Origin of the sequence: Mesorhizobium sp. (assembly GCF_004962245.1) — a bacterium.
In the GTDB taxonomy this organism is placed as follows: Bacteria; Pseudomonadota; Alphaproteobacteria; order Rhizobiales; family Rhizobiaceae; genus Mesorhizobium.
Map to the genome: position 1 here is coordinate 51,406 of NZ_SUHQ01000035.1, position 21,219 is coordinate 72,624.

Sequence of the window (21,219 nt, forward strand, 5' to 3'; positions counted from 1 at the left end):
AATGCACATCGTAATCTGCATCAAGCAGGTGCCGGATTCGGCCCAGATCCGCGTCCACCCGGTGACGAACACGATCATGCGTCAGGGTGTGCCGACCATCATCAATCCTTACGACCTGTTCGCCCTCGAAGAAGCGCTCAAACTGCGCGACGTTCATGGTGGCGAGGTTACTGTGCTCACAATGGGTCCGCCCATGGCGGAGGACTCGCTGCGAAAGGCGCTCGGTTACGGTGCTGACCGAGCAGTTCTCTTGACGGACCGCTATTTTGCCGGATCCGATACGCTGGCGACCTCCTTTGCTCTTTCGCAAGCAATCGCAAAAATTGGGGAGACTTTCGGCAGGCCAGACATCGTCTTCACCGGCAAGCAGACGATTGACGGCGATACCGCCCAGGTCGGACCAGGCATAGCCAAGCGCCTGAATCTATCGCAACTTACCTACGTCGCGAAGATTGCCTCCATCGATCTCAAAACGCGCGAGATCGAAGTCGCGCGTCGCGCCGAAGGCGGCACCCAGTTGCTGAAGAGCAGACTCCCCTGCCTCATTACCATGCTGGAAGACACCAACGAAATCCGCCGGGGCTCGCTCCAGCAGGCTCTTTGCGCGGCGCGCAGCCAAGTCGTGAAGTGGACTGCAGCCGACGCCGGCATTGACGATCTCACCCGGTGCGGTCTGCGTGGCTCGCCGACAGTCGTCAAGCGTGTTTTCGCCCCCACCGCACGGGCAGAAAGCGCGACGCAGATCGACACCGCGGAAAAGGGCTTGCAGGACATCGCCGATGAACTCATCGCCGATATCTTAACCCGCCGGCCGGCGCTGGAACATGAGTTGGCCTTCAACAGCGGCACGTGACGGCCAGGAGCAGAAAATGTCGACCGCAAGCCAAGCTACCCCTCGCCTTGCCCCCGGCCGTGCCGGTGTAAAGAAAGAACTTCCCGACCGTTTCAAAGACTACCGGCACGTGTGGGTCTTCCTCGAGCTCGAACGCGGCAATGTGCATCCTGTATCATTCGAACTGCTGGGTGAAGGCCGCAAATTAGCCGACAAGCTTGAAGTCCAGCTCGCGGGCGTCGTGCTGGGACCGCCGGGCGAGATGGTCGAGGACGCTGTTGCCGAGGCCTTCGCTTACGGGGCGGATCTTGTCTACATCGTCGATGCGCCGCCGCTCGCCGACTACCGCAACGAGCCGTTCGCCAAGGCGCTCACGGATCTGGTCAATACCCATAAACCCGAAATCCTCCTTCTCGGCGCGACCACACTGGGCAGGGATCTTGCGGGCTCGGTAGCGACGACCCTGCAGACGGGGCTCACGGCCGACTGCACCGAACTTGATGTAGATTCCGACGGTTCACTCGCCGCGACCCGTCCGACTTTTGGTGGCTCGTTGTTGTGTACGATCTATACACTAAATTACCGGCCGCAAATGGCGACGGTGCGACCAAGGGTCATGCCTATGCCGCAACGGGTGGATAAGCCGGTCGGGCGTGTCATGCGGCACAAGCTGTCGCTCGTTGAGGACGATATCGTCACCAAAGTCCTCGGCTTCCTACCGGATAACCAGTCGGCAATGGCAAATCTTGCCTATGCGGATGTCGTGGTTGCGGGAGGCCTCGGTCTCGGTGCGGCGGAGAACCTTCAGCTTGTGAAGAATCTTGCCCGAGCGATCGGCGCCGAGCATGGCTGTTCGCGCCCCTTGGTCCAGAAGGGCTGGATGCCGGCTGATCGCCAGATTGGCCAAACTGGCAAGACCATTCGACCGAAGCTTTACATCGCGGCCGGAATTTCCGGCGCCATCCAGCACCGAGTTGGGGTCGAGGGGGCCGATCTCATCGTCGCGATCAACACCGATCCGAACGCGCCGATTTTCGAGTTCGCCCACCTCGGGATCGTCACGGATGCAATCCGCTTCCTGCCCGCACTCACGGAAGCCTTCACCCGGCGGCTGTCGCCGCACAGTCGAGACAAGCTTGCGAGTTGAGGGAGAGGACATGATTGAACAATTCGATGCCATTGTGGTCGGAGCCGGCATGTCCGGAAACGCAGCTGCTTACACTTTGGCAAGCCAGGGGCTGAAGGTACTGCAGTTGGAGCGCGGGGAATATCCGGGCTCTAAGAACGTCCAGGGCGCCATAATGTACGCGAACATGCTGGAGAAGATCATCCCGGACTTCCGGGATGATGCGCCCCTCGAGCGGCACCTGGTCGAACAGCGACTTTGGGTGATGGACAACACATCTCACACCGGAATTCATTACCGGTCGGACGACTTCAATGAGGCGAAACCCAACCGCTACACGATCATCCGCGCCCAGTTCGACAAATGGTTTTCCCGCAAGGTGCGCGAGGCTGGCGCGACGGTCCTGTGTGAGACGACCGCGACGGAACTCGTCCGTGATGGCAATGGCAAGGTGATCGGCGTCCGCACAGACCGGGCTGGCGGAGTGGTCTTCGCGAATGTGGTCGTTCTCGCAGAAGGGGTGTCGGGATTGCTTGGCACTCGCGCAGGCCTGCGCGAGATGCCGAAGCCGGAGACCGTGGCGCTTGCCGTCAAGGAAATGCATTTCTTGCCCGAAGAGGTCATTGACCAGCGGTTCGGTGTCAAGGGCGATGAAGGCTGCGTAATCGAGGCCGTGGGCACGATCTCTCGCGACATGGCCGGGCTCGGCTTCCTTTACACCAACAAGGAGTCGATTTCACTCGGCATCGGCTGCCTGGTCTCGGATTTCGCCGCGATGTTGGAGAGCCCGTCCGCCCTCCTAGACGCGATGAAAAACCATCCTTCGATCCGGCCGCTGATCGCTGGCTCGGAGGTGAAAGAATATGCCGCCCATCTTATCCCCGAAGGTGGTTACAGGGCCATTCCGCAGCTCTTCGGCGACGGTTGGGTCATCGTCGGCGACGCAGCGCAACTGAACAATGCCATTCACCGTGAGGGTTCGAACCTTGCCATGACCTCGGGTCGTGTCGCGGCTGAGGCGATCATCAAAGTCAAAAGCCGCAACGGTCCTATGACCAAAGGGAACCTTGCGCTCTACAAGACGATGCTGGATGAATCCTTTGTGATCAAGGATCTTAAGAAATACAAGGACATGCCAGCCTTACTCCACACCAATTCCAGCAACTTTTTTACCAGCTATCCGCGGTTGATGTCGTATGCCGCTCAGAACTTCATGCGTGTCGACGGCACGCCGAAGATCGAGAAGGAAAGGGCCACCACGGCCGCCTTCATCAACGCGCGCTCGCGCTGGGGGTTGGTCAGCGACGCGGTCCGGCTGGCATTGGCATGGCGCTGAAGAGGGTACAAGATGACGATCGCAGTGACGAAGGTTCGTGTCGAGGACAAGCTTTACCAGAACCGCTACCTGGTCGATTCCGGCCGCCCCCATATCATAGTGCGACCGCACGAGAAGCCAAGCGCGAACTTGCTTGCGTTGACCTACGTCTGTCCAGCGAAATGCTATGAGTTGAATGACAGGGGCCAAGTCGAGATCACCGCCGACGGCTGCATGGAATGCGGCACCTGCCGGATATTGTGCGAGAAAGGCGGCGACATCGAGTGGAACTATCCGCGCGGCGGCTTTGGTGTCCTGTTCAAGTTCGGATGATCAGCCGGGACCGTGCCAAGAGCATGCCGGCAGCGAGCAACTGCGGCACACCATGAGCCTCTCCATCCACTTGCAAAGAGCTAGTGAATATTGGGCGTTCGCAATTCAAATTTCCTCGACTGGTAGGGGTGTCCTCAGGCCACGGCGGCGGCCTGTGCGCCGGACTTACCACCGGTAACGTGGTCGAGCCCCTTTGGGACAACGTTCGGCCATCGTGCCGGATGGCAGCCACAACGGCCGGTGAGCAAATGGAACGGCACAATCCATGACAAAGACGTATGTGCTAGTGCATGGTGCCTGGCATGGCGGATGGTGTTGGCGGGACGTCGCCGCCAATCTTCGCAAGATGGGATGCCACGTGACCACGCCGACCCAGACAGGTGTCGGCGAACGCGCACATTTGCTGTGCAAGGACATCACGCCCGACACATTCGTGACCGACATCGTCAACCACATTGTAACGGAAGAGCTGAGCGATGTGATCCTTGTCGGTCACAGTCTAGGCGGCATCAGCATCACCGGCGCCGCCGACCGGATACCCGACCATATCAGCCATCTCGTTTATCTCGCTCGACGGCGCCATCGTCGAGAGCGGTCAAAGTGTATTCAGCACCATGCCCCCCGACATCGTCGCCGCCCGTCGAAAATTGGTTGCGGAGGAAGGACGGGGTATCTTCATGCCGACTCCGCCGCCAACAGCATTCGGCATTCCCAAGGGACACTCGCTCACGGACTGGGTGCGGCGCCGGATAACACCGCATGCGGCAAGCACCTACGAAAGCAGACTTAAGCTCGAGCCCCCGCTCGGCAACGGCAGGCCCCGAACCTATGTCGTCTGCACTAATCCGCTCCACCCGCCGACGGCGGGAGCGCGAGAATGGGTCGCGAAGCAGGATGGCTGGGCGTGGCAGGAACTCGCCACTGGCCACGACGCAATGATCCTCGCACCGACGGAAGTTGCTCTCCTTCTTAGCGCTGTCGGCTGAGGAACCAAGTAAAGGGTGAGCGGGCGGCCGATTCTCAGGCCGCGGCCTTGAGTTCTGGTGCACGGATGTAGGCCCAACGGGTCGTTCCGGTGGCGCCACCGAAACCACCACCGGAACAAAGGCGGGAGTGGCCTGTCCTGCCGACGTCGCAAGCTTGCGAGCGTTCCGCCGCGGCCGCAGCCCGTAGCGCCGGGCAACCTCCGAGATCACCACGTTCGGCCCCAGGGTCTCGGCGATGACTCCGTCCCTTGTCGTCCATCGACCAATGCCTGCCGACTAACAGCGCCGTTGATCACCTTGAAACGCCGAGGCTGCCGCTCAGGGTCAATCGTAAAGTTCAAGTTCAGACACAAGCCGATCTCCGATCCACCTCAGAATCGGCAGGCCCACAGATCGCGGGCACTCCTGGAAGGACACAGCGCTTACCCTTGAAATATGGAGAACCATGGCTTTACGCCGTCGGCAGTTGAGCTGATCTCGCAATGCTATTTCCCCGGCAACGTCCGCGAGCTGGAGAACTGCGTGTAAAGAACAGCCACACTTGCGCGTTCTCCTCTGGAAGGAACCAATCTTTCGGAACGTGGCAATGGCATCGACGAGCTCTCACGGCCCAGCACGAAGCCGGTTAGGCGCATCGGCGCCCCTGAACACGAGATAGCCGGTTGCGATTCTAACGATACGGCCGGACCGGCGCTGGGACCGCGACGGACGGAGCGTGACCGGCTGATCGACACAATGGAGAAGGCCGGCTGGGTTCAGGCTAATGCGGCTCGAATTCTCCGCCTCACGCCGCGACAAGTCGGCTAGGCGATACGCCGGCATAGTCTCGAGGTGAAGGAAATTCTAAGAGCCTGATGAGCCAATCGTCAGGCCAGTGGTCTTGCGCGCCCTCTGCGCGACAAGGAGTGCTTTGTGCTTCTGAACGGATTTGGACTTGCACTGTCGCAAGCAGGACAAAATTGTGTCGCGCCGGCCTCACACAATCCGACATCGACCCAAATAGTGAACTGAAGCCGCTTTTTTAAGTTGGTATGGCTCTTGCACCTTGAACCGCGACGTTACCAGCAACGGAGCCGTTTGATGTCCTCACCGACAGTTTCGATTGAGGGGCCGACCAGCACGACATCCGAGGGTTTTCTGGCAGCCGCGAAATCCGGTGGCTGCGCACCGTCCTCCTACGGTTCGTCGCCGACCAGCCCGGGCGATGTGGATCCGGCTATTTGGGACAAGATCAAGGATCACCCCTGCTTTTCGGAGGAAGCGCATCACTATTTCGCGCGTATGCATGTGGCGGTCGCGCCGGCTTGCAATGTCCAGTGCAACTACTGCAATCGCAAATACGATTGCGCCAACGAGAGCCGGCCTGGTGTTGTGTCTGAGAAGCTGACGCCCGACCAAGCGCTACGCAAGGTCATCGCGGTTGCCAACGAAGTTCCGCAGCTTTCGGTTCTTGGCATCGCTGGGCCGGGGGATGCCTGTTACGACTGGGAGAAAACGAAGGCAACGTTCGACCGCGTCATCAGGGAAATCCCCGACATAAAGCTGTGCGTCTCCACCAACGGGCTCGTGCTGCCGGACCATGTAGCTGAGCTTGCCGAAATGAATGTTGATCACGTGACGATCACCATCAACATGGTCGACCCGGAAGTCGGCGCAAAGATCTATCCTTGGATTTTTTATGAAAATCGCCGCTACTTCGGCATCGAAGCCGCTCGAATCTTGCACGCGCGGCAGATGCTGGGCCTGGAGATGCTGAGCGCGCGCGGCATCCTCACCAAAATCAACTCGGTGATGATTCCTGGAGTGAACGACCAGCACCTGTTTGAGGTGAACAAAATGGTCAAGGAGCGGGGCGCGTTCCTGCACAACGTGATGCCTCTGATTTCGGACCCGGCGCACGGCACCCACTACGGACTCATCGGGCAGCGCGGCCCAACGGCAATGGAGATGATGGCTCTTCAGGATCGACTTGAAGGTGGCGCCAAGTTGATGCGCCACTGCCGGCAGTGCCGGGCAGATGCTGTCGGCCTGCTCGGTGAAGATCGTGGCCAGGAATTCACGCTGGATGGGATTCCCGACGATGTCACCTACGATGCTGGCAAGCGTCAGGCCTATCGGCAGGTGGTCGCACACGAGCGCCGTGATCATGAGGCGGCGAGGAGCGAGGCCATCGGTATGGTCAAGGCAACAGACTCCGAAAAGTCGCTTCTGGTTGCGGTGGCCACAAAGGGAGGTGGACGCGTCAACGAACACTTCGGCCACGCGAAGGAATTCCAGGTTTATGAAGTCTCGCCTAGAGGGATCAGCTTGGTCGGGCATCGGAAGGTCGAGCGGTATTGCCTCGGAGGCGGGGGCGAAGACGCCACCCTCGAGGGCGTCTTCGCTGCGCTGGAAGGCATACACATAGTGCTATGCGCCAAGATCGGAAATCGCCCGAAGGAACAACTCTCGCGAGCTGGACTGCGCGTAACCGACGCCTATGGCCATGACTACATCGAGACCGCAGTCAGCGCACTTTACGCGGCAGAGTTTGGGATCAGACCACTAGCGGCGACGGCCTGAGCGGTCTCGTCCGATAACCAGGAGTTAGAATGGCTTTCAAGATCATCGCATCCCAATGTACCCAATGCGGGGCCTGCGAGTTCGAATGTCCCTCGGAAGCGATCAAGTTCAAGGGCGACGCCTATGTGATCGATCCAATCAAGTGCACCGAATGCAAGGAGGCCTTCGATAAGCAGCAATGCGTGTCGGTCTGTCCGGTACCGAAAACCTGCGTTCCCGCTTGATTCCTACCGAAACGGTCGGGTTCGCCGCGCGAGGACGCCTGCAACCCGCGACCACACCAAAAGCCTCGAGAAAGGAATGGACAGCATGTGGTCCAGACGCGAACAGGAGGTCGAAATCGGCAGACCGCCACGGTTCATGCAGGGTGAGCGGGTCCGTGCAACACGCCACATAAAAAACGACGGCACCTATCCCGGCAAGGAGATCGGCGAAAACCTCGTGCGGAAGGGCGACGAAGGCTACGTGCGCGACATTGGAACCTTTCTCCAGCAATTCTTCATCTATGCGGTCGAATGGATCGATCGTGGCACGGTCGTCGGCATGCGAGCGCGCGAACTCATTAGCCTCGACAAAGTCGAGGTTCCCTGCGGAGCTGAAGGCATTTCCAACGGAGGAACAGCCGGATGAAAGTAATGATTCGCAGGACCGCTACTGGCTTGTCGGCTTATGTCCCCAAGAAGGATCTCGAAGAGCCGATCACCGAGATTGAGAACGCAGACTTATGGGGCGGGACCGTGACGCTCAGGAACGGTTGGCGGCTCATGCTGCCCGACCTTCCGCGCGATACGCGTTTGCCGATCACCGTCGAGGCGATGAAGATTTCCGACGGGGCCTGATGCCGGTGGGTTCAGTGGCGGAGAGGAAACGCGTATGAACACGATGCTGAGCTGGGACCATCTCGTCGTCGTCCGGGGCAGTTTTGCCAAAAAGCTGATTGACCTGCTGAAGGGCGCTCTCAAGGCCGATCGAGTGATCCCCTATCTCGGTCCTGGTCTTCTGCAGCTTAACACGCCGGAATCACCTGCACCTTGCACCCCTGAAGATGTCGCCGCGGCGCTCAACAAGCGGGCGCCTGCCCCTTCCAGGATTCGCACCAATATGTGGTCGGTCGCGCAGTTTATCGAGCAGCGCCGACATCGTCGGACTCTTCAAGCGTGGATGGCGGAGATATTCGCAGCCCCCGCCGAGCCGACCGTTCTTCACGCCTGGCTCGCAACCCTTCAACTGTCTGTCATCATCGACAGCTGGTACGATGGCGCCATGCGGGCAGCCCTTGCAGAGGCCGGCCAAACAGACGTTGTCGAGATACAAGGAACCACGCGAGCGACCGGAATTGGTAACATCTGGACGAGAACTTACGATTTGTCAGGAACAGAACTCGACGCCGAACAAGTGGCAAGGACGGTGCTCTATGCGCCGCACGGCAGCGTCAGGCCGGCCGCAAACTTCCTCGTGGCTGATTCCGATTACGTCGAAGTCCTAACCGAAATTGATATCCAGACGCCGATCCCGGACGTGGTGAAGCAACGGCGCGTCAACCGGGGCTTTTTCTTCGTTGGCTGTCGCTTCAACGATCAGATGCTGCGCACATATGCCAGACAGATGATGAAGCGCTCCACTGGCCCACATTTTGCGGTGATCGATTCGGCTACGCTGACCAGAAACGAACGTCGTTTCCTTGCCGAAGGCGCAATCACGGTCATCGACATGCCGATCGGCAACGCCGCGGCTCGCCTCGTCGGGGTCGATGCTAGCCAGGATTAATGGCCGGCGATTGCTGGTGAGTCGCTTGCCTCCAAGGGCGAAAACTCAGTTGGGAATACATCTGAGCAGTAATGCTACTGGCAGCACAACGGAGGCTCTGAATTCGTTGGGCCATGTGAAAGGGCCCGCTGCTGCGGGACGTGAGCACGTTGCGGCGGCATTACGCACATGATTTTGTGACACCCGTGGCAAAAGAACTGAAGCGCCCGAGCCGAACCGCGACAAGATATGCAGCGCTCAATGGCTTCGGCAGAAATTTGGCACAGTTTCGACAGTTCGCATGCACCTCCAGGGTCAAGGAGGTTGATTATGCCTGTTTATGTGGGTTGGCGACGCGAGCAGGAATTCCCACTACCTTTGCCCCGGCGGGAACATCGCGTGTGACCACGCTGCCAGCGCCTACGACCGCATTATCGCCAATCGTGACGCCAGGCAGAATGATTGCTCCACCGCCGATCCAGACACGGCTGCCAATGCGAACAGGACGCCCGACCTGCAGGCCGGCCTGTCGCTGCTCGGCATCATGTGGATGATCGGCGGTATAAATCTGCACGGCAGGCCCAATTGCCGTTCCTTGCCCGATTTTGACCTCTACCACGTCAAGAATAACGCAGTTGAAGTTGATGTAGGCATTGGCGCCAATGCGGATATTGAATCCGTAGTCGCAAAAAAAGGGCGGACGGATGACCGTTCCGCGCCCAACCTCTCCCAGCCGCTCGGACAAAAGCTCATGCCAATGCTCCGTGGTCTGCCCCAGCGTATCATTGTACCGCTTGAGCCAAGCCCCGGTGGCCAACAGGTCAGCTTGGATCTCCGGATCCGCCGCATTGTAAAACTCGCCTGCGAGCATCTTTTCTTTCTGGCTACGCATCATAGTCTCCCGTCAGGTCGTGTCCCGTGCAGTGATGCAGGAACGCACATCAAACTGCCTCGGCAACTTTGTAACTCGGTCTGCCGGGCGCGTGGTCAAGCCGGGGCGACAGTTTCGTCTCGACCAACTTCTGCGAATTTTGGAAATATCGCAGATCAACCGGTCGCAGGGCCAATACCTGACGAAGTCGGCAACTGTCCAGCGGTCGAACTCACTTTCATGCCCATCTCAACGGGTGCCATGAGCGCGGCGCAACGCGCTCGAACGCCGAAATACTTAATTCCCAAACACCCTCTAAGATTGAGAAAGTGCATCGTTTTGTACGAAACTAACAATCCCATTAGCTGAAGAGTTTGCAACACATCCGTGTCAGATCCCCATCAGCTTGAACGCCGCCTGGCTGACTTCAGTGTCGGGGTCTTTCAGATGCTCGGGTTCCTGGAAGTGGTTGGCGTTGAAGGCTATCGTTCGACTGGCCAATCTCCCCATGCCGCGCAGCGCTTCACCGAACACATCGGACTGGCGCTTGAACTCCGGACTGTCCTGGTCGGCTGACACGACGGCAATCGGGCAGGTGATCCGGTCGAGATGGCGCATCGGGCTGAATTCCGCCTCTTCCCCCCTCCGTCAGATGCAGGTAGCTGCTGCGCGAGGAAAGCATCACCGGATAGAGATCATACATGCCGCTCATCAGCAAGCCGCCCTTGAGGGCATCCGCCGGTAGGCTGCGCTCCGTCCAGTCGGTGATGAGGACGCAGGCCGCCAGATGCGCGCCGGAAGAATGACCCGCCACATACACCCGGTTCGGGTCGCCGCCGAAACTGGCGGCATTCTTCATCGTCCACTCCACCGCCCGCCTGCAATTCTCGACCATCTGTCGCAGCGTCAGCGTTTTCACACTGCCGAAGTCAGGCGCGGCATAGGCCGCCCCGCGCGAAACGAAGGTCGGGGCCGGATAGGATGCATCCTCGCGAGTGTTTCGGGTCCAGGCACCGCCATGGATGAAGACCAGGACCGGGGCGGCCTTGGCATCCCAGGCGCGAACACATCGATGAGATCTCTGGCATCTGGACCGTATTTTGCCGGACGCGGCGGCATCGCGCGCCGGACCTCGGCGCTGGCGATGCCATCGCCTTCCTCCAGTTCCGCCATCCGCGGCGCCCAGAATGACTGGTCATACGCCGTATCCAGTTGCTCCTGTGTGTAGTCGAGGAATACCGACGCGGCTAAGGACTTGCCGACCGCTACGGCAGACAGGGACACGCCCGCCATGAGAAACGTTCTGCGCATCATTACTCTTCTCTCCCTCAGGACAGCCGCGATGATTGTAAAGGTGGGCGCGATCAATGCGGGGACAAAGTACGACGTAATCCCGGATGAGACCCTCCTCAAGGTCAGTGTACGGACGTTCGACGAGAATGTTCGTGCAAAGGTGAAGAAGGCGATCGAGCGGATCGCTGCCGCGGAGTCGGAAGCGTCGGGCGCCACTCGCCCGCCCGAGATCACTCAGGCCGAGACCGCGCGCTTCTCGCGCGTGGGGATTATCTGACCAAAATGTCGAAAAGCCGTAGTGGAACAAAGGAAAGTGACAACCGAGATCATCAGCCAGCCAGCCCCCAATCTAAGCCCCGAGCAGCACCTTCAACCTGTCCAGCGCCGCCGTCAAACCCTTCAATGAAACCGACAAGGGCACATCCTTCTGGTCGAGACTCTTAACCGTGACCTTGAGCGTTGTGCCCGTGCGCAGCGACGCGGCTGCTTTCGCGTCGAAGCTGAGGGGCACGAAGCAGCCGGCGGGCAGGCAGGTCGAGAAGGGCAGCGGCTTGCCCGCTTGCCCATCGTCGACCTGAAGCGTCGCGCCGACGGCGAGTTGCAGGCCGAAGGGCAGGACGAGATTGCCCGCAATGCCGTCCTCCTGCCCCTTGCCCAATTCGACCGCAAGCAGGCGCCGTCCGTTCTGCTGCGACTGCTGATAGGTAGCCGCGCATACCAGCGTCGGCGTGGCCTGGCAGGAGAGATCCCAGTCCTCATAGGTCTCCTTCAGCGAGGAAGCACCGCCCGGCAGCCCGGCTTCCTGAGCTGCCAACGACGCGGAAAGCGCCATGAGGGTGGCCGCGGCCACCGCACAAATCCTGGACGAATCCGACATCAGCAAAGCTCCGTTGCCCCCTTGTCGTGGAGCGCCGCGCGTGCCTTCGAGGCGAGAATGGCGCTCTATCCGATTGAAACGACGCGTCGGCCCGAAAATCGATGCCGATCTTCGGGCCGACGTATCTGCAACAATTACCCGACCGCGATGCCGCAGGCAAGCGTTCCGCTCCGGCGTGTCGTAAGCACATGATTTGTCCGGATTAGGTAGCACAGGAGTTGTCCGGTTTCATCGCCAGCGAATGGAAGCTGGGGATGAAGCGGGCAGCGTGGCTCCAGGACGGAGAATACAGAAGTTTCGGGACGTATTGAGCCGTTGGACTGGCGGCGATCTCTCGATGATGGAGGCAGGCGAGTTGCTGGGCATGTCGGAGCGGCAATTTCGGCGTTATCGCGACCGTTACGAAGAGGCCGGGGAGGCTGGGTTGCTGGACCGGCGTTTGGGCAAGCTTTCGACGCGCCGGGTGCCAGTGGAGGCGATCGAGGAGATGCTGGAGCTTTATCGCCATCGCTACCTTGGCTGGAACGTGAAGCATTTCCACGAGCACCTGCTGCGCGATCACGATTTCAGCTGGGGCTACACCTTCATCAAGACGCAGCTTCACGCGGCGGGCCTGGTGGAACGGGCCAAGCGGCGCGGTGCTCACCGGCGCAAGCGGGAAAGGAAGCCGTGCGAAGGGATGATGCTACACCAGGACGGCAGCCGTCATCAGTGGCTGGCGAGTGGGCCGATGCTGGATCTGATCGTGACTATGGACGATGCGACGAGCACGATCTATTCGGCCTTTCTGATCGAGGAGGAAGGCACGGCGTCGAGCTTCCAGGGACTTCTGGAGACCTTTGTCGCCAAGGGATTGCCGTCAAGCCTCTACAGCGATCGTGGCAGACACTATTTCGTGACGCTCAAGGCGGGCGGGGCTGTCGACAAGATTCGCATGACCCAGGTCGGTCGGGCGCTCGAGCGGCTCGGCATCGAACATATTCCAGCCTATTCGCCTGGAGCCAGGGGCCGCTCCGAGCGGATGTTCTCAACCTTGCAGGACCGACTGCCGAGGGAACTGGCACTGGCCGGCATGGCTGATATCGAGGCCGCCAACCGCTTCGTCGCACAGACCTATCTGCCGGCTCACAATGCCCGCTTCGCCAGGCCCGCCGCGGTTGAAGACAGTGCCTTTGTCGCCGCCGACCCGCAGCAATTGGCCCAGATCCTGTGCATCGAGGAGGAGCGCGTCGTTGCTCGTGACAACACGGTCGCCTTCGCGCGGCTGCGATTGCAGCTCCCGCACAGTCCGATCCGGGATGATGATCGTTGTGGAGCTGCCGTGCACGACGATTTCGAACCATAGTTGGCGATGTAGAATTCTATTTTAATCGTATAGAACAATTGAGAAACGTCGCCAATCTGAACACCTCGCCTCGGATCATGGCGTTCGGACGATGACTGCCGTAAGATTCCACCCGTGTGGGGCAAGGCTGCTACCGGCCTGCGACGGAGGGGAACATGGCAATTGATACTCTTGATAAGGTGCCGCTGCTCTATCACTTCACCGACCGGAGGAACCTGCCGGTGATTAAAGAAATGGGAGGACTCTATCCACTCGCGCAGCTTGACCAGAAGAAGGTCAAGGTTCCGGCACCGGGCGGCAATGAATGGAGTCGTGACGCCGACGCGTTGAAGGGAATGGGCAACTACGTCCACCTTTGCTTTCGTAGCACCCATCCGATGGAGTACGTTGCCCGGCAGGATGGGAGGATTACGGACACGATCTTTCTGCAAATACATTCCTCGGTAATGCAGTTCACGGGTGTTCGTTTTACCAACGATGTCGCGAACAAAGCTGGCGTCGAATCGATTCCTATCGGAGAGGCTGAACCGCTAATCGATTTTGAGATACTTTACACCCGAACGGACTGGAAGGATTCGGCGATTAAGGCGCGTCTCACTCAGGCGGAGAAATACGAGGTGTTGGTTCCCCATGTCATTCTGCTGGGCTTAATAAGGAACATTTAGAATGGCTGAGAGACCAGTCTTTATCCCTGCAACCGAGGACGAAGGTTACGTCAGGCGATTGGATTTCGAAATTCCGTGGGCCGGTGGCTTCGCTGAGGTTCAGAAGAAGAAGAATATACGGTCGCTGCATGAGGCCGCCAAGAAAGCCGGATATGCGCCGCTGCTAGAAGTGTCTAGCAAGTCTGATGAAGTCGCCGGCCAGCATCTTAGCGCGTTTCACCTGCGCGTGAGGACCAGCATCGGCGAGATACCGCTGGAGAACGCCTTTCAGGGAAGTAAGGTATTCGAGCGTGGCGGGCCGTACACCGATCTGTACGAGGTTGAACCGCGCGATGCGAAGCGCGAGCCACGACTCCGCGAATCCGGCGCACTGGTGGGCTTCAAATTCGACGGCTTCGAGTTCCCGCTAGAACCCACGACCGTGTTCTACGATTGGCTTTATCTCAATGCCATCTTTCCTCACCGTGTATGGCTCAAAAATCGAGTGGACGGCGAAATGCGGTATGCCGGTTTCACTGACATAGAGTTCAACCCTACCAAGTCGGTCAATTGTCAGGCGAAAACGTGCGCTCTGTTCGTAGTGCTCATGAGGGAGAACAAGCTGGAGCGCTACCTAAAAACGCCCGAGGTTTTCATTGCCGCGATGGCTGCTCATTCGCTTCGGCCGACCGAGCATCAACCTCATTTGAAGCAGGCCAGACTTAGGGTCGGCTAGCAGGCAGTAGCGCAATTTATTCGCTAGAGCAGCAAGGTCACTGCCGAGACCGCACGCCGGGTAACCGGTATCAGTACACCTGTCTTCGGCGTGTCATGGTCGGACCCCAGCCCCTCAGAGACAGAAATCGTACGCCGCTTCCTCGTTTCTCGAAGATCGACGCGTCCTTTACAATCCCTTCGATAGCGGCGGAAGCCCATGAGTTGCCTGTCAGGATTGAGTGTAGCCGCGGGCTCTCATGCAATCCTTGACGAGATTGCCTTGTTCCATACCCTTGACGATACGATCCCCGACACCGTCCCCGATTGCATCTGTCATCGTTTTCGGGCGGCTATTCGTTCCGATCGTCGCCGTCGCCATTTCCGACTGATACTTGCATTCAGTGTAGTCCTGCTGGGCAGCACTGCGCGGCGTCTCGTCCTTCACCCAGTTGCCGCCGTCGGACGTACTGCACCCGGCAGCGAAAGAAAGGCACCCTGCCAAATCGCAATTAGAATTACTTTGTTCACGAAACACTCCTTCCGGAAAGCAAAAGCAGCAATGGCCGAAGGATGGTCGGCCATTGCAAGGCGATAAGATCTTTCAATAGAGATGGCTGTCAGTTCGCTGCTGGAATCGGGCATGACATATCGCCCTCCCTTGCGGCGATTAAAACCGAACACTGAGTTTGGCGTTGAAGCCATGCTCCTGCGCGTCCGAGGCAAGCTGACCTTTATAGGTAAGCCCGATGGTTGCCTTGTCGGTAAGGTTGACATCGATACCAGCTTCGAAGACGGCAGCGTTCTTTGCGATTGGCGTTCCCTCCACGGCGAAGGATGAGCCGCCTGTGAAGGCAAGCGCCGTTTCAGGCACCACATCGCCGAACGCATGACGCCAGCCGATACCGCCACGGGCGGTTGTATTGACGGAACCAAGCGGGAAAGCGGTCGAGGCGCGCAGCCCTATCGTGGTGAATGTCGTGTCGCTCGACCGGTCTTTTCCGGAAAGCGCAGCGGCACCGCCATGCTCTGTGAAGCCATCCGCGTTGAAGTTCACATAGGCTAGGTTCGCATAGGGCTCGAAAGATACGGAAGCTGTATCCAGTCGAGAGCCGAGTTCGCCGAAAGCCTGGAACGTGCCGGCATGGTAATCGGCCGAAAGGCTGTCGGAGAAGCCCGGAAACGCCACCGACCTGCCGGTCTCGATGCGGTTCCACGTATAGGCAAGGCCGGAACGGAAGCTGTGAGGGCCACGCTGCGTGCCAGCGTAGATCCCGAGGTGATAATTGTTGCCTGAGCCGGAGGAGGCGCGATCATCCACATGGATGGACGTATGGCTATAACCGGCAAGAAGCCCGAGCCGCCAGCTTTCGCCGATGGCCGCATCGCCGCCTGCAATAAAGCCTCCCGTCGAGCGGTCGAGGCGAGCAGCGTTGCCGTCTCCGTCCAAATGTCCCCAGGCGCCGAAACCGCTGCCCCAGACGGCGAAGTTTTCGCTGGTCGCGGGAGCCAGTTCCGGGCCTTCCGGTCCATATGCCATGACCGGCACGGTTGATGCGCCCACGCCTGCGAACGCTGCGCGAATGCGATCGCCGGCGGCGTCACGGACGAAATGGCTGTCTTCGACAAAGGCGCTGTGAACGGAAGCATGGATCTCGCCCGAAAGCTGATCGAATGCGTTGCGGGATCCCTGTCCCGTCAGGAAGAGGATGTTGTCGTGGATCGTGTTGCCGGAACCAAGGGCTTCCGCAGCCGCGCCCACGGATCGCTGATTGAAGGTATTGCCGACATCGGCAAAGGTGACAGAATTGCGATCGACGTCGAGATAGACGTTGGTCGGGTCATAAGCGAGTTCGAAATCGACGAAGGGCGAGTCTGTAAAGAGGCCTCCTGTCAGCCCGCCGTAGGTCCCGATCACGCCGCCAGCGGCGGTCAGAAGCGTGTAGCGGGTATCGACTGAGAAATGCCCGGCACCTTCACGCACCAGGTTGACGCTCGCTCCCTTGTTGATGGCGGCACTGCCGGCAACGTCGATGAGATCTGAAGCCTTGCTCGGTGCGATACCCGCCAAATAGGTCGACCCGGCCTGCTGCACGAAGTCACCGTTGACGGTGAGCACTGCAACCCCCTTGCTTGGATCGAGCACGCTGCCAGGAGCGACGGTGCCGCCTGCGCCAACCGTAAGAGAGCCGACTGCACCGATACCCGTAAGGGTACCAGTAGCCGAGACGCCTACCTTCGAAACAATGCGGCCATCGACGGCGAGTATGCCTCCAAGCACCTTGGTCGGCCCGCTGTAGCTGTTTTCGCCGGACAGGATCAGCGCTCCTTCGCCGCGCTTCGTCAGGTCTCCGGCGCCCGAGATTGAATTCGACCAGATCGAGGAGTAGCCTTTGGTGTCGACGTCGAAGACGCCGGCGTAGCGGAACTCGCCCGGACCCTCGATCGCAACGCCGAGATTGAGCAGACCCTGGCCGAAGACTTGTTCATCCTCGAACCCTTTGGTGGTCGTCGTTGTCAGGAGGGTTTCAATGGTCTGGCGGGCGTTCATGTAAGGGAATGCCGACCGGATCACTGCCGCCGCGCCAGCAACATGCGGCGTTGCCATGGAAGTACCTTCCTCGTACTTATACGGGTTGTTCTTGTTCGCCCGATCCCCTTGTGGCCAGGTAGAATAAATGCCGTTCTCATCAATCGGATTATCGGGATCGGCATTAATATCGCCACCCGGAGCCGCGAGGCACCACTCTGCTGTGGCTCCGCATCTATTGCTATAGCTGGCAATCTTGCCATCCTTGCCGACAGCAACGACTGTTATCAGCGAGCCTGCCAGATCCGAGAAGTCGAGCTTCGAGACATCAGACCCGCTCACTATCTTGTATGTATTTGGGTTATTGAAATCGAAACCTTTGTTTGTTTGATCGTTTGTGTCGATGAACTTATAAAGATTTCCATCTTTGGTATTTTCTGGCGTTATTAACGGCAACGTGCCGATGCCGCTGGGAATCGCCGAAGCAGCGCCGGGTTGGTCGTCGGTACTGGCATCATTACCGGCGGCGAAGACGAGCACGATGTCCGCCTTAGCCGCCTTCTTCAACGTATTGTAGGTATCGACGAGATTGCTCGGATCATCATAGATGGCCTGATAGTCGAGAATCTCATAGTTTTTATTATCGATGGCATATCCCTTGCCATCGAGTTTCAGTTGGCCGTTCTCGTCCTTGAGATACCGCCCCAGCAACAGGCCTGGCCCGTAGCTCCCATTGAGCACGCCAGCTCCCGCACCAATCGCGTATTCGATCGCTTCATTGGTCGGGTCCATCTCGGGATCATCTGGGTCGCCGATATCCACTGCTCGAAGGGGCAATACTGTCGATTCATAGGCCACGCCCTGCATGCCCGTGCCGTCGCGCGCGGCGCCGATTATCCCCGCCACATGGGTCCCGTGTCCGTCAGGCACACCGTCTTTGTCGACAGAATGGCTGACGTCAGCCAAGCGTTTATCCGTCCCGAAGTTGTGCAGCGCCTTCGAAATGCGCGCCACGAATTCGGGATGGTTGATATCCAGTCCTGTATCCACAATCGCAACGACGACGCCCTTGCCCGTATAGCCTTTAAGGTAGGCGGGCAGGGCGTTGATCATACTCAGGCCCCAATTTCTGGAATATTCGGCATCTGCCACCGGCGCAGGCGACGCGACTGATTCCTGGGCCAAGGACAGATTTGGTGCGAAGAGCGCCGTTGTTGCTAAAAACAATTTGATCGTTCTGAAGCGCGTTGGCATGCTTAATCCCTATTCCCAAAACTACTTATTTCTTTCAGATCAGATTGGCGCGATATCGAGCGGCAAGCGATCAGCTTATGTATCGACCAGGTCCCGCCAGCGGAGATCTGCGCGTCGCCTCTACGCATGCTGGCGTGTCACCAATGATACATCGATTATTTCTGGATTTCAGGCACGTCGGATTGGATTTGCCCTTGCGGTGTAGAGCGAAGTTACTAGCCATAGGATTCCTCCTTCTTAGTTTTGTCAGCCGCAGAGCCCCAGTACGACTGGTGGTAGAAAGCACACGGCCGGAATCTTGGCAGCGCTGTTCACACCCACGTTCGTAAGGTGGCCGATGGGCTCGGCGCCAGAGCACCAATGCTTGACCTGCTCCAGCTCTTGCTCGGCGGGTTGTTTCAGAGACGCTTGATCTCGATGCCGTGTTTTCTCAGCACGTAGCCGATCTGGCGCGGGGTCAAACCGAGCAGGCGCGCCGCCTTTGCCTGCACCCAGCCACACTTTTCCATGGCGGCAATGACCGTATCGGCATCGGGCACCCTACCACGAGTCGTGGCAGGGCCTATCGGCGCTTGCCCGTCGCCGACGGGCGGGGCGGCACGGGCGGCGGAAGGCTCGATCGTAGTCGAGTTCTCTGACGTCGGCGGTCCGTTCTTCCACAGCGCCGCGGCCAAGCACTCACCCACGCAACAGGCAAAGTCAGTTCTGAGGATTGATGGACCCGTCGCCAGAACTGCCGTCCGTTGAACGCAGTTTTCGAGCTCTCGGATGTTGCCTGGAAATTCGCAATTCATTAGCACCTCAATCGCTTCGGGAGCGAAGGTCAGCGTGTGATCATTCTCAGTATTGAAATTCTTGAGAAACTGAGCGGCCAAGAGCGGAATATCACCTCGCCTTTCGCGCAATGCCGGCACGCGTAAAGTGACGACGCTGATGCGGTAATAGAGGTCTTGCCGGAACTCCTTGCGTTGAACTGCCTTTTCCAAGTCCCTGTTGGTTGCGGCAATCACGCGAACATCGACTTTAATGGTGTGGTTGCTGCCGACACGCTCAAACTCCTGCTCCTGCAGGACACGCAGCAGCTTAGCCTGGAACGAGCCCGATATTTCGCCAATCTCGTCCAGAAACAATGTGCCTTTGTCGGCAGCCTCAAAGCGCCCCTTGCGCAAATTGATCGCGTCGGTGAAGGAACCCTTCTCATGACCGAACAAGTCAGATTCCAGAAGCGTCTCGGTGAGCGCCGCGCAATTGACCTTGATGAAGGGCTGCTTGGCGCGAGGCGAGAGTTCGTGAATGGCTTTGGCAACCAGCTCCTTGCCGGTTCCGGATTCACCTCGCAACATGACCGTAGTCTTCGCCTTGGCCACCTTGACAAGGTGCTCACGCAGCTTGCGCAGCGCCAGACTATCGCCAAGCATCTCCTTGCTGATCTTTTTACGCTCCATTTGGCAGCCCATCCCACTCCGCCACCCGCCGGTGGAACTGCACTTGACGGTGAGCTGTGTTGTTTTTCGTCATTATCATTCTCGATCTCACCTTTGTGCCTCGAAATTTCCGGCGCGCGGACGCCCTCGGCAAATGGCAATGGCGCCTGAGCATCGTTGTCTTTCACCAGGACGAGCGTCTTCTCCTCCGTGCGGGCGCCCGCAATATGCGCGCTTGTTTGCGCAGGCCTTTACTCGACCGGTCGCCGTTCTGTCCGGCTTCTGCCGCACCGCAGCCTGCAAACCCATCCTTGACAAGAAAGGAGGGGAGTCAATCGAGCTCTCCTTGCATTCGTGCAAGGAAAATTGTCAGTTTGATAGAATTCTATCAAAACGGCAGAAACGCTCCGCCCCCAATTTGGCTGTACCTGCGGCGTTCAGCGTACGTGACGACATGTGCGGACTTGTCCCAATTGCCATCCGAGTTGTGCGGGAAACAGTAGCCGCTGCGCTGTTCGCTTCAACCGCGTGATGCCGCTGACAGTAGAGGCGGCGGCTCGTCGAGCGAGGCTTCATTGTTCGGCTACTAAAGCGGCTGTGCTTTGGTGGGAGTTGGTTTCGCCCAAGTTCTGGGCCTGAGGGCGTCGGCCCGTTTCGCCGCACAGGCTCCTTCCACATCGTCGAGCCGAGAAAGAGGGGCCACACAGCTCCCCCTGTTTCACAATGCCCCGCCCCTCAGCAGCTAGATACGACAGGTGACCTCAAATGATGCGTCTTGCATGGCTTCTACACCTGCCTGAATGCCAGAACTGCGTTCGTGCCGCCCATGGCGAAGGCGTTGCTCATGGCGACGCGCACCTTGCGCTCGCGCGGCACATTGGGCGTGATGTCGAGGTCGCAAGCGGGATCTGGCTCGCGATAGTTGGCGGTCGGCGGCACGACGTCCTCTTGGATTGCCATCACGCAGGCGATCATTTCAAGCGCGCTCGCTGCGCCGAGGCAATGCGCGTGCGTGGACTTGGTGGAAGAGATGGACATCGAATAAGCGTGGTTTCCAAACACACGCTTGATCGCCGCCGTTTCAGTCTGATCATTGCTCTTGGTACCGGTGCCGTGCGCGTTGAGGTAGTCGACGTCCTCGGCATTCAGCCCGGCATCGGCAAGGCAGGCGCGCATCGCCGACGCTGGCCCCTCGACAGATGGCGCGGCGATGTGGAAGGCATCGGCGGAAAGGCCGACGCCGGCGATCTCGGCAAGAATTGTGGCACCACGCCTCGTGGCATGCTCGTAGCTTTCCAGCACGGCCATGCCCGCACCCTCGCCCAGCACCAGGCCCTTCCTATCGGCGGAGAAGGGCCGGCAGGTAT

At 59.0% G+C, this 21,219-nt stretch carries 23 protein-coding genes and 1 pseudogene; 15 read left to right on the forward strand and 9 right to left on the reverse strand.

Annotation, left to right across the window (positions count from 1 at the left end; genetic code table 11):
* The first annotated feature begins 1 nt into the window (after position 1).
* From E5X88_RS28650 to E5X88_RS28700, 11 genes are all read left to right on the forward strand, one after another.
* Positions 2 to 853: an electron transfer flavoprotein subunit beta/FixA family protein gene (locus tag E5X88_RS28650; protein WP_127323375.1), complete on the forward strand. Its 852-nt coding sequence runs from the start codon at positions 2 to 4 to the stop codon at positions 851 to 853.
* A gap of 16 nt (positions 854 to 869) precedes the next feature.
* A complete protein-coding gene (locus E5X88_RS28655) occupies positions 870 to 1,979 on the forward strand; it encodes an electron transfer flavoprotein subunit alpha/FixB family protein (protein ID WP_091599520.1) in 1,110 nt (369 codons plus the stop codon).
* Between the two features lie 10 nt (positions 1,980 to 1,989).
* Complete coding sequence (locus E5X88_RS28660) at positions 1,990 to 3,294, forward strand: FAD-binding protein (RefSeq protein WP_091599523.1); 1,305 nt, start codon at positions 1,990 to 1,992, stop codon at positions 3,292 to 3,294.
* Between the two features lie 12 nt (positions 3,295 to 3,306).
* Positions 3,307 to 3,606: a ferredoxin family protein gene (locus E5X88_RS28665; protein ID WP_091599526.1), complete on the forward strand. Its 300-nt coding sequence runs from the start codon at positions 3,307 to 3,309 to the stop codon at positions 3,604 to 3,606.
* A gap of 265 nt (positions 3,607 to 3,871) precedes the next feature.
* Positions 3,872 to 4,396, forward strand: coding sequence for an alpha/beta fold hydrolase (locus E5X88_RS28670; protein WP_128345484.1), 525 nt, complete (start codon positions 3,872 to 3,874; stop codon positions 4,394 to 4,396).
* Between the two features lie 889 nt (positions 4,397 to 5,285).
* On the forward strand, positions 5,286 to 5,399 hold the full coding sequence (locus E5X88_RS33720) for a helix-turn-helix domain-containing protein (RefSeq protein WP_329608782.1): 114 nt from the start codon (positions 5,286 to 5,288) through the stop codon (positions 5,397 to 5,399).
* Between the two features lie 273 nt (positions 5,400 to 5,672).
* Complete coding sequence (nifB, locus tag E5X88_RS28680) at positions 5,673 to 7,154, forward strand: nitrogenase cofactor biosynthesis protein NifB (protein WP_091599529.1); 1,482 nt, start codon at positions 5,673 to 5,675, stop codon at positions 7,152 to 7,154.
* A 29-nt stretch (positions 7,155 to 7,183) separates the two neighbouring features.
* Entirely contained in the window at positions 7,184 to 7,378 is a 195-nt protein-coding gene (locus tag E5X88_RS28685) for a 4Fe-4S dicluster domain-containing protein (RefSeq protein WP_091599532.1), read from the forward strand.
* A gap of 85 nt (positions 7,379 to 7,463) precedes the next feature.
* Positions 7,464 to 7,784, forward strand: a complete 321-nt coding sequence (locus tag E5X88_RS28690) for a nitrogen fixation protein NifZ (protein ID WP_029356589.1) — start codon at positions 7,464 to 7,466, stop codon at positions 7,782 to 7,784.
* Entirely contained in the window at positions 7,781 to 7,993 is a 213-nt protein-coding gene (gene nifT / locus E5X88_RS28695; protein WP_024505230.1) for a putative nitrogen fixation protein NifT, read from the forward strand. Before E5X88_RS28690 ends, nifT begins: the two co-directional genes overlap by 4 nt.
* Before the next feature lie 34 nt (positions 7,994 to 8,027).
* Complete coding sequence (locus E5X88_RS28700; protein WP_091599535.1) at positions 8,028 to 8,921, forward strand: SIR2 family protein; 894 nt, start codon at positions 8,028 to 8,030, stop codon at positions 8,919 to 8,921.
* Positions 8,922 to 9,228: 307 nt separating this feature from the next.
* Here the strand turns inward: E5X88_RS28700 and E5X88_RS28705 are convergent, their stop codons facing one another.
* From E5X88_RS28705 to E5X88_RS33725, 3 genes are all read right to left on the reverse strand, one after another.
* Entirely contained in the window at positions 9,229 to 9,795 is a 567-nt protein-coding gene (locus E5X88_RS28705; RefSeq protein ID WP_091599538.1) for a sugar O-acetyltransferase, read from the reverse strand.
* Between the two features lie 366 nt (positions 9,796 to 10,161).
* Positions 10,162 to 10,389 carry a hypothetical protein gene (locus tag E5X88_RS28710; RefSeq protein WP_126057642.1) on the reverse strand — a complete coding sequence of 76 codons (228 nt, stop codon included), beginning with the start codon at positions 10,387 to 10,389 and terminating at the stop codon, positions 10,162 to 10,164.
* The gene (locus E5X88_RS33725; protein ID WP_091599541.1) at positions 10,295 to 10,960 is read right to left on the reverse strand and encodes an alpha/beta hydrolase; all 666 of its coding nucleotides are present in this window, start codon (positions 10,958 to 10,960) and stop codon (positions 10,295 to 10,297) included. Before E5X88_RS33725 ends, E5X88_RS28710 begins: the two co-directional genes overlap by 95 nt.
* A 102-nt stretch (positions 10,961 to 11,062) precedes the next feature.
* Between E5X88_RS33725 and E5X88_RS28715 the strand changes: the two genes are divergently transcribed.
* The gene (locus tag E5X88_RS28715; protein ID WP_091599544.1) at positions 11,063 to 11,341 is read left to right on the forward strand and encodes a peptidase dimerization domain-containing protein; all 279 of its coding nucleotides are present in this window, start codon (positions 11,063 to 11,065) and stop codon (positions 11,339 to 11,341) included.
* A 72-nt stretch (positions 11,342 to 11,413) separates the two neighbouring features.
* Here E5X88_RS28715 and E5X88_RS28720 read toward each other — a convergent pair whose 3' ends face one another.
* Positions 11,414 to 11,914 carry an invasion associated locus B family protein gene (locus tag E5X88_RS28720; protein ID WP_236473430.1) on the reverse strand — a complete coding sequence of 167 codons (501 nt, stop codon included), beginning with the start codon at positions 11,912 to 11,914 and terminating at the stop codon, positions 11,414 to 11,416.
* 334 nt (positions 11,915 to 12,248) lie between these two features.
* Here E5X88_RS28720 and E5X88_RS28725 point away from each other — a divergent pair, with 334 nt between their 5' ends.
* The 3 genes from E5X88_RS28725 to E5X88_RS28735 all read left to right on the forward strand — a co-directional run bounded on the left by E5X88_RS28725 (position 12,249) and on the right by E5X88_RS28735 (position 14,666).
* Entirely contained in the window at positions 12,249 to 13,286 is a 1,038-nt protein-coding gene (locus E5X88_RS28725) for an ISNCY family transposase (RefSeq protein ID WP_164783723.1), read from the forward strand.
* A gap of 155 nt (positions 13,287 to 13,441) precedes the next feature.
* The gene (locus tag E5X88_RS28730; protein ID WP_127323370.1) at positions 13,442 to 13,951 is read left to right on the forward strand and encodes a DarT ssDNA thymidine ADP-ribosyltransferase family protein; all 510 of its coding nucleotides are present in this window, start codon (positions 13,442 to 13,444) and stop codon (positions 13,949 to 13,951) included.
* 1 nt (position 13,952) lies between these two features.
* The gene (locus E5X88_RS28735) at positions 13,953 to 14,666 is read left to right on the forward strand and encodes a hypothetical protein (protein ID WP_091599555.1); all 714 of its coding nucleotides are present in this window, start codon (positions 13,953 to 13,955) and stop codon (positions 14,664 to 14,666) included.
* 210 nt (positions 14,667 to 14,876) lie between these two features.
* Here the strand turns inward: E5X88_RS28735 and E5X88_RS28740 are convergent, their stop codons facing one another.
* The 5 genes and pseudogenes from E5X88_RS28740 to E5X88_RS28760 all read right to left on the reverse strand — a co-directional run.
* A complete protein-coding gene (locus E5X88_RS28740; protein WP_126057639.1) occupies positions 14,877 to 15,092 on the reverse strand; it encodes a hypothetical protein in 216 nt (71 codons plus the stop codon).
* Positions 15,089 to 15,289 carry a hypothetical protein gene (locus E5X88_RS28745; RefSeq protein ID WP_126057638.1) on the reverse strand — a complete coding sequence of 67 codons (201 nt, stop codon included), beginning with the start codon at positions 15,287 to 15,289 and terminating at the stop codon, positions 15,089 to 15,091. Before E5X88_RS28745 ends, E5X88_RS28740 begins: the two co-directional genes overlap by 4 nt.
* 25 nt (positions 15,290 to 15,314) lie before the next feature.
* Positions 15,315 to 18,428 carry an autotransporter serine protease gene (locus E5X88_RS28750; RefSeq protein ID WP_091599561.1) on the reverse strand — a complete coding sequence of 1,038 codons (3,114 nt, stop codon included), beginning with the start codon at positions 18,426 to 18,428 and terminating at the stop codon, positions 15,315 to 15,317.
* Between the two features lie 398 nt (positions 18,429 to 18,826).
* Positions 18,827 to 19,870: pseudogene (gene nifA / locus E5X88_RS28755) on the reverse strand (nif-specific transcriptional activator NifA); the annotation flags it as partial.
* A 768-nt stretch (positions 19,871 to 20,638) separates the two neighbouring features.
* On the reverse strand, positions 20,639 to 21,219 hold a 581-nt coding region (locus E5X88_RS28760; RefSeq protein WP_287373609.1), incomplete at its 5' end, for a beta-ketoacyl synthase.

Bases quoted from the DNA above. Each gene is read 5' to 3' on its own strand.
- E5X88_RS28750 (WP_091599561.1), bottom strand. From the start codon at position 18,428: ATGCCAACGCGCTTCAGAACGATCAAATTGTTTTTAGCAACAACGGCG.
- E5X88_RS28745 (WP_126057638.1), bottom strand. From the start codon at position 15,289: ATGCCCGATTCCAGCAGCGAACTGACAGCCATCTCTATTGAAAGATCT.
- E5X88_RS28665 (WP_091599526.1), top strand. From the start codon at position 3,307: ATGACGATCGCAGTGACGAAGGTTCGTGTCGAGGACAAGCTTTACCAG.
- E5X88_RS28710 (WP_126057642.1), bottom strand. From the start codon at position 10,389: ATGCGCCATCTCGACCGGATCACCTGCCCGATTGCCGTCGTGTCAGCC.
- E5X88_RS28670 (WP_128345484.1), top strand. From the start codon at position 3,872: ATGACAAAGACGTATGTGCTAGTGCATGGTGCCTGGCATGGCGGATGG.
- E5X88_RS28660 (WP_091599523.1), top strand. From the start codon at position 1,990: ATGATTGAACAATTCGATGCCATTGTGGTCGGAGCCGGCATGTCCGGA.
- E5X88_RS28705 (WP_091599538.1), bottom strand. From the start codon at position 9,795: ATGATGCGTAGCCAGAAAGAAAAGATGCTCGCAGGCGAGTTTTACAAT.
- E5X88_RS28715 (WP_091599544.1), top strand. From the start codon at position 11,063: ATGAGAAACGTTCTGCGCATCATTACTCTTCTCTCCCTCAGGACAGCC.
- E5X88_RS28735 (WP_091599555.1), top strand. From the start codon at position 13,953: ATGGCTGAGAGACCAGTCTTTATCCCTGCAACCGAGGACGAAGGTTAC.
- nifT (WP_024505230.1), top strand. From the start codon at position 7,781: ATGAAAGTAATGATTCGCAGGACCGCTACTGGCTTGTCGGCTTATGTC.
- nifB (WP_091599529.1), top strand. From the start codon at position 5,673: ATGTCCTCACCGACAGTTTCGATTGAGGGGCCGACCAGCACGACATCC.
- E5X88_RS28650 (WP_127323375.1), top strand. From the start codon at position 2: ATGCACATCGTAATCTGCATCAAGCAGGTGCCGGATTCGGCCCAGATC.
- E5X88_RS28685 (WP_091599532.1), top strand. From the start codon at position 7,184: ATGGCTTTCAAGATCATCGCATCCCAATGTACCCAATGCGGGGCCTGC.
- E5X88_RS28690 (WP_029356589.1), top strand. From the start codon at position 7,464: ATGTGGTCCAGACGCGAACAGGAGGTCGAAATCGGCAGACCGCCACGG.
- E5X88_RS28700 (WP_091599535.1), top strand. From the start codon at position 8,028: ATGAACACGATGCTGAGCTGGGACCATCTCGTCGTCGTCCGGGGCAGT.
- E5X88_RS28655 (WP_091599520.1), top strand. From the start codon at position 870: ATGTCGACCGCAAGCCAAGCTACCCCTCGCCTTGCCCCCGGCCGTGCC.
- E5X88_RS28730 (WP_127323370.1), top strand. From the start codon at position 13,442: ATGGCAATTGATACTCTTGATAAGGTGCCGCTGCTCTATCACTTCACC.